This window comes from Ramlibacter sp. (assembly GCF_013697775.1).
Classification (GTDB): domain Bacteria; phylum Pseudomonadota; class Gammaproteobacteria; order Burkholderiales; family Burkholderiaceae_C; genus Ramlibacter.
Genome location: NZ_JACCWG010000180.1, coordinates 1 through 6,784 on the forward strand (window position 1 = coordinate 1; position 6,784 = coordinate 6,784).

General features: G+C 68.9%; 6 protein-coding genes and 1 pseudogene. 4 read left to right on the forward strand and 3 right to left on the reverse strand.

The window, feature by feature from the left end; all coding sequences use genetic code 11:
* The 3 genes and pseudogenes from glcE to H0U68_RS08840 all read left to right on the forward strand — a co-directional run.
* A pseudogene (glcE, locus tag H0U68_RS08830) lies at positions 1-420 on the forward strand (glycolate oxidase subunit GlcE); the annotation flags it as partial.
* On the forward strand, positions 420-1,652 hold the full coding sequence (gene glcF / locus H0U68_RS08835; RefSeq protein WP_296354707.1) for a glycolate oxidase subunit GlcF: 1,233 nt from the start codon (positions 420-422) through the stop codon (positions 1,650-1,652). The pseudogene glcE and the gene glcF, both read left to right, overlap by 1 nt.
* 127 nt (positions 1,653-1,779) lie before the next feature.
* The gene (locus H0U68_RS08840; protein WP_296354708.1) at positions 1,780-2,523 is read left to right on the forward strand and encodes a YafY family protein; all 744 of its coding nucleotides are present in this window, start codon (positions 1,780-1,782) and stop codon (positions 2,521-2,523) included.
* A gap of 23 nt (positions 2,524-2,546) precedes the next feature.
* On the opposite strand, the gene H0U68_RS08845 is transcribed toward H0U68_RS08840, so the two are convergent.
* The gene (locus H0U68_RS08845) at positions 2,547-3,455 is read right to left on the reverse strand and encodes a LytTR family DNA-binding domain-containing protein (protein WP_296354710.1); all 909 of its coding nucleotides are present in this window, start codon (positions 3,453-3,455) and stop codon (positions 2,547-2,549) included.
* 120 nt (positions 3,456-3,575) lie between these two features.
* Here H0U68_RS08845 and H0U68_RS08850 point away from each other — a divergent pair, with 120 nt between their 5' ends.
* Positions 3,576-4,790: an acyltransferase gene (locus H0U68_RS08850; protein WP_296354712.1), complete on the forward strand. Its 1,215-nt coding sequence runs from the start codon at positions 3,576-3,578 to the stop codon at positions 4,788-4,790.
* Here H0U68_RS08850 and H0U68_RS08855 read toward each other — a convergent pair.
* Positions 4,726-5,625, reverse strand: a complete 900-nt coding sequence (locus tag H0U68_RS08855; RefSeq protein ID WP_296354714.1) for a DMT family transporter — start codon at positions 5,623-5,625, stop codon at positions 4,726-4,728. The two genes, H0U68_RS08850 and H0U68_RS08855, sit on opposite strands and share 65 nt — an antisense overlap.
* A partial coding sequence (gene lplT / locus H0U68_RS08860; protein WP_296354717.1) for a lysophospholipid transporter LplT occupies positions 5,618-6,784 on the reverse strand: 1,167 nt, incomplete at its 5' end. The genes lplT and H0U68_RS08855, both read right to left, overlap by 8 nt.

Here is a 6,784-nt window from a genome sequence, read left to right on the forward strand (position 1 = left end):
CAAGCGGCCTGCCGCAGCCTGGGCGGCGAGCGGCTGGACGGCGCCCAGGCCGCCGCGCAATGGCAGGCCTGCCGCGAGCAGCAGCTGCCGTGGTTCGCCGAAGCCGGTGGCCGCGACCTGTGGCGGCTGTCGGTGCCGCAGACGGCCGCGGAACTCGACCTGGGTGCGCCGTCTCTGATCGAGTGGCACGGCGCACAGCGCTGGGTGCATGCGCCCGCCGGCGACGCCGAGCGCCTGCGCCGGATCGCGAAGGATACGGGCGGCCACGCAACGCTGTTCCGGACCTCGCCCGACGCCGCGGCCGGCCTTGCGCGCTTCCAGGCGCTGGCTGCGCCGCTGGACCGCATCCACGCCAAACTCAAACGCGAATTCGATCCCGTCGGCGTCTTCAATCCCGGACGGCTGTTCCCAAACTTCTGATGCAAACCAATCTTTCCCCCGAATTCCGGAACACGCCCGACGGCGAGGAGGCCGAGGCCATCCTGCGCAAGTGCGTGCACTGTGGCTTCTGCACCGCCACCTGCCCCACCTACCAGGTGCTGGGCGACGAACTCGACGGGCCGCGCGGGCGCATCTACCTCATCAAACAGATGCTGGAGGGCGAGCCGCCCACGCAGAAGACGCAACTGCACCTGGACCGCTGCCTGACCTGCCGCAACTGCGAAAGCACCTGCCCGAGCGGCGTGCAGTACGGCCACCTGGTGGACATCGGCCGCAGGGTGATGGAGCGCAAGGTGCCGCGCGGCGCCGGCTCGCGCGCGGTGCGCTGGGCGCTGAAGGAGGGGCTGCCGTCCCCGCTGTTCGCGCCGGCCATGAAGCTGGGGCAGGCGGTGCGCGGCGTGCTGCCGGGCAAGCTCAGGGACAAGGTGCCCGCGCCGCAGGACGCCGGCCGCTGGCCTACGCGGGAACATGCGCGCAAGGTGCTGCTTCTGGCCGGCTGCGTGCAGCCGGCCATGGCGCCCAACATCAACAGCGCCACCGCACGGGTGCTGGATGCCGCCGGCATCCAGGCCGTCATCGCGCCGGCCGCAGGCTGCTGCGGCGCGGTGCGCTTCCACCTGAACGACCAGGAAGGCGGCCTGGCGCAGATGCGCGCCAACATCGACGCTTGGTGGCCGTACGTGGAAAACGGGCAGGTCGAGGCGATCGTCATGAACGCCTCCGGATGTGGCGTCACGGTCAAGGAGTACGGCCATCTGCTGCGGCTGGACACCGCCTATGCGGACAAAGCGGCCCGCATTGGTGCGCTCACGCGCGACCTGAGCGAACTCCTGCCGCAATTGGCGCAAGCCCTGCAGGGCCGGGTGCGACCGCCGGAGGAACTGCTGGGCTATCACCCGCCGTGCACCCTGCAGCACGGCCAGCAGCTCAAGGATGGGGTGGAAACCGGGCTGACGCAGCTTGGCTTCAAGGTCCGGCGGGCGCCCGACGAAGCTCACTTGTGCTGCGGTTCGGCGGGTACTTACTCCGTCTTACATCCTGACATTGCACAGAATTTGCGTGACAGGAAACTAACCCATCTGGGCCGCCTGGAACCGGCCGCGATCCTCTCCGCGAACATTGGGTGCATCACCCATTTACAGAGTGGAACCGGCACGCCGGTGCGGCATTGGGTCGAGGCTTTGGATGAAGCGCTGGTAGCTGATCGGTAACGTTGGGTGACAGGAGCCCCTACTGACATCAGCTTGTCAGTGTGGTGCGCCAAAGTAGAGGCTTCAACGGCGGCAAACACGACCGCCGGCCTCCCCAATTCCGCTGTCACACACGTCAGGATCTTCCATGCGCCGAGCCGACCGACTTTTCCACATCATCCAGCTGATCCGCGGCCGGCGGTTGACCACCGCCGCCTACCTCGCCCAACGGCTGGAGGTGTCGGAGCGCACCATCTACCGCGACGTGGCCGACCTGCAGCTGCAGGGCGTGCCGATCGAAGGCGAGGCCGGCGTCGGCTACCGCCTGGGCGTGGGGTTCGACCTGCCGCCCATGATGTTCACCAACGACGAGGCCAAGGCGCTGGTGGCCTCGGTGCGCATGGCGCAGGCCTGGCTCGACCCGGCGCTGGCGCACAGTGCGGAGGATGCGCTGGGCAAGATCCTGGCGGTGCTGCCGACCGACGCCCGCGTCGCGGCGGAGGCGCTGGCGGTGTATGCGCCGCTGGGCGGGCTGTCCGAATCGGCGCAGACCATGCTGCAGACATTGCGCGAAGCGGCGCAGGAGCGCCGCAAGGTGTTCATCAATTACCGCGACCTCACCGACAAGCTGACCCAGCGTACTGTGCGGCCGCTGGGCTGCTTCTACTGGGGCAAGGTCTGGACGCTGGCCGGCTGGTGCGAGGAGCGCAACGATTTCCGTAGCTTCCGCATCGACCGCGTGACCTACGTGCGCCGCATGGACGACCGTTTCCGCGACGAACCCGGCCGCACGCTGGCCGACCTGGAGCGGCTGGACCACGAGTGGTACAAGGACGCCCACTGGACCAGCGACGCGCCAGCGCACGAGAGCCCGGCCCGCGCCACGGCCTGACGGTACTGCCGCGCCAGGCTGGCTCAGGCCAGCGCGTCGCGGTAGCGCCGGCTGCACGGCACCACGCTGCCGTCCTTCATCTTCAGGCGCGCGTCGCCGGACGGTTGCGGCTCGATTTCAGCGATGCGGTCCAGGTTGACCGCGTAGCTGCGGTGCACCTGCACGAAGCGCGCCGGGTCCAGCTGGCGCAGGAACTCGGCCAGGGTGGAGCGCAGCAGGTAATCGTGGCCGTTCACATGCAGGCCGACGTAGTTGCCCTGGGCCTGGACCCAGGCGATGTCGGCGGCGGCGATGAGGAATTCCTTGCGCAGCTTGCGCACCAGGAAGCGTTCCGGGCGCTCGGTTGAAGTAGGTGGCGCCGGGAGCCCGGCATCGTCCGCGGCCGGTGGTTCCAGCGGCTGCGCGCCGGCGGCCGGCTCCGGCGCATCCAGCAGCCGGGCCTCGCCCTGCAGCCGCAGCAGCACCAGCCGGTAGCTCCAGATCGCCACCAAAATCATCAGGTAGGTGCGCACGTCCTTCAGGTATTCGTAGCCAAAGGCAGTGGGCCAGTCGCGCACCACGTACGCGCTGCCGGCCAGCGCATAAACCGCCTTGCGTAGCAGCACCATGGCGCCGACGTGGGCCGCGCAGTACGCCAGGCTGCCCAGCAAATGCCAGGGCAGGCTGGCGCGCCAGCTGTCCCAGCGCAGCGGAAAACGGCGCTCGAAGGCGGCCAGGGCGGGAATCAGGGCACCGATCACCAGCGTGCTGCTGAGCTCCCAGGTCGCTGGTTGCCACAGTGGAACGTCCGGCGTGGCACGCTGCAGGTCCAGCCAGCTCACCACGGTGTTGAACAAGGCCTGCCCTAGCAGCACCACGATCCAGAAGCCGATTTCCGCGCGGCGCCGCCACGGCTGGTAGCGCGCCAGCATGGAAAGGGATGGGTCGGGCATGGGCGAAGTCTAGGGGCGCCGCCGCCGATTCGTCCCATGGGGCCTCCGCTCGTCCCAAAGGGCCGGCGTGCCGTCCCATGGCGGGTGCGGCCGGCGGGGGCAGGGCCAAGAATCCGCCGCATGGACTCTTCGACAACAAGCGCAGGACAGGCGAGACGCCACGACATCGACGCCTTGCGCGTGCTGGCCTTCGGGCTGGTGATCCTCTACCACGTGGCCATGTACTACGTGCCCGGCTGGGGCTGGCACCTCAAGAGCCCGCAGCCGGCGGACTGGCTGCCGGTGCCGATGCGTGCACTCAACCTGTGGCGCCTGGATCTTCTGTTCCTGGTGTCCGGGCTGGCGGTGGCGCTGCTTCGCCGCAGCGGCGGCCGCCGGAGGGCGCTGGCGAAACAGCGCAGTTGGCGCCTGCTCCTGCCGCTGGCGTTCGGCATGCTGGTGATCGTGCCGTACCAGCCGTATGCGCAGGGCGTCGCCAACGGGCTGATCGAGCCGGGCTTCGGCCGCTTCCTGGCGCGCTACTTCAGCCACAGCCAGCCGTGGCCGGCCGGCGCCTTCGACGGCTGGGAAGCAGGCGTCACCTGGAACCACCTCTGGTACCTGGCCTATCTCTGGTTCTACACGGTGCTGCTGGTGCTGCTGATGCCGCTGCTGGAGTCGGCGGCCGGCCAGCGCTTGCGCGATGCCTTGCGGAACCTGCGTGGCGCGAGGCTGCTGCTGCTGCCGGTGCTTCCGCTGCTGGTGTCCAGCCTGGTGCTCTGGCCGCGCTTTCCGGCCACGCACGACCTCATCCATGACGGCTGGGCGCATGCCGCGTACTTCACGCTGTTCCTCTACGGCTACTGGATCGGGCTGGATGCCGGCTTTTGGGCCGAACTGACGCGCTTGCGCTGGAAAGCACTGGGCGTCGCCGTCCTGCTGCTGGCCGTGCTGATGGGCTTGCGCGCCGCCTGGCCCGACGGCGCGCCGCTGCGCCATCTGCTGCGCTGCCTGGGCGACTTCTATTTGTGGGCAGCCATCCTCGCCATCCTGGGCTGGGCGCACCACAAGCTCAACAGGCCATGGCCGTGGCTGGCCTGGGCCAGCGAAGCGGTATTTCCCTGGTACGTGCTGCACCAGACGCTGATCATCGTGCTGATCGTCCAGCTGGCGCCGCTGGGGCTTGGCCCGGTGCTGGAGCCGGCGCTGCTGGTGGGCGGCACCGCCCTGGGCTGCTGGGCGATCACGGCAATGGTGCGGCGCGTGAACTGGCTGCGTCCGCTGTTCGGCCTCAAGCCGACGCGGGTTGCTGCTTTGCGTGTTCCGACCATCCGGCCCACGCGGCCGCAGCCATGATCAAGGCGCCGCCCAGCAGCGTTCGCGCGGTGAGCTCGCCGGCGCCGAACGCCACCGACGACAGGCTGGCGAACACGATCTCCGACAGCATCACCAGCGCCGTCACATGCGCCGGCAGGCGGGCCGCGCCATACTGCATGGTCGCATTGCTGCTGAGGAACACCAGGCCCAGCGCCACCGCCAAGCCGACCCACGGGAACGCCAGTGCCGGGAGCGGGGCAATCGCGCCCATGGACGAGGCAACCAGTCCGCTCGCCAGGGCAGCCAGCACGCCGCCGCCGAACATGGCGTTCAGCCGCACGGCGGAATCGACGGCGCGCAGCCGCCGCACCGTGACGCTGGTCAAGGCGAAACTGAAGCCCCCCAGCAGCGCCAGCATGTCGGCGATGTCGCGCGGCACCGGCCAGGGCGCGTCGGGCGATTTCAGCACCACCCACACGCCGGCCAGCGCCAGCGCCAGGCGCATCAGCTTGGCCGGGTCGGGCTTCTCGCCCAGCAGCGGCCAGGCCAGCAGCACGCTCCACACCGGCATCATGTAGAACAGCAGCACCACCCGCACCACGTCGCCCACCGTCACGCCCCAGTTGAAGGCCAGGTTGGTGGTGCCGGCGGCTGCGCCCAGCGCCCACAGCGACGGCTGGCGCACGATCTGCGCCCAGGCCTTCGGCCGCACCAGGGTGCCGATGGCCAGGGGCGTGGCGAACACGACGGCGGTGGCCCAGACCGGATGCACGCCCTGTGCGTACAGCAGGCGCATCGGCAACCAGGACAGGCCCCAGACGAGAGCGTTCCAGAGCAGCGCCAGCACGGCCCGCCCGGGGTGCGGCTCACTCATGCGTGTGGTCGTGCCGCGCGATCTTCAGCAGGTGGTCGACCTCGTCCTTGTACTTGATGCAGTTGCTGGCGTGCCAGCGCTTGATGATCCACATCACGCCGGCCACCACCAGGCCGAAGGCGGTGATGGCGCCGAAGGCAGAGAGGCCCAGGCCGGCCGACAGGCTGTAGAACGCGCCCAGGCCCAAAATGCAGGCCTGCTCGTTGAAGTTCTGCACGGCGATCGAGCGGCCGGCGCCCATCAGGTTGTGGCCGCGGTGCTGCAGCAGCGCGTTCATCGGCACCACCAGGAAGCCGCCGAGCGCGCCCAGCACGATCAGGAAGGGCGCGGCCAGCCACACGTTGTGGATGAAATTCATGGCGATCACCAGCACGCCCATGGCGATGCCCAGCGGCATGACCATGGTGGCGTGCTCTAGCCGCATGCGCATGGACGCGCCGATGGCGCCGACGGCGGTGCCCAGCGCCACCACGCCGCTCAGCGCCGAGGCCTGGGTGGTGCTGTAGCCCAGCGCCGCCGCGCTCCAGGCCAGGATGATGTAGCGCAGGTTGCCGCTGACGCCCCAGAACAGCGTTGTGGTCGCCAGCGAAATCTGGCCGAGCTTGTCGCCCCACAACCGCGAATTGCAGGCCCAGAAATCGGGCACCAGCTCCAGCAGGTTTTTCGGCATCGGCCGCATCTCCACACCAGTGTGTGGAATGCGGGTGCTGAACCAGGCGGCCACGGCGTAAACGAAGATCAAAAGGAAGATGGCGGCCTCGGGCGCCGTGTCGATGCCGGTGTCGATGACCGGGAAGTCAAAGGCGAGCAGTCGCGTGGCGATGGCCTGGCCCACCAGCTGACCGCCCAGCAGGATGCCCAGGATGATGGATGCGATGGTGAGCCCCTCGATCCAGCCGTTGGCCTTGACCAGTTGCGACGGCGGCAGCAGTTCGGTCAGGATGCCGTACTTGGCGGGCGAGTAGGCCGCCGCTCCGAGGCCGACCACCGCAAAGGCCATCAGGGGATGCGCGCCAAACAGCATCATCAGGCAGCCAACTACCTTGATGGCGTTGCTCACGAACATGACCCGGCCTTTGGGAAGCGCATCGGCAAAGGCGCCGACGAAGGGCGCGAGGATCACGTAGAACAGCGCAAACATCGGCACCAGTGCAGCGCG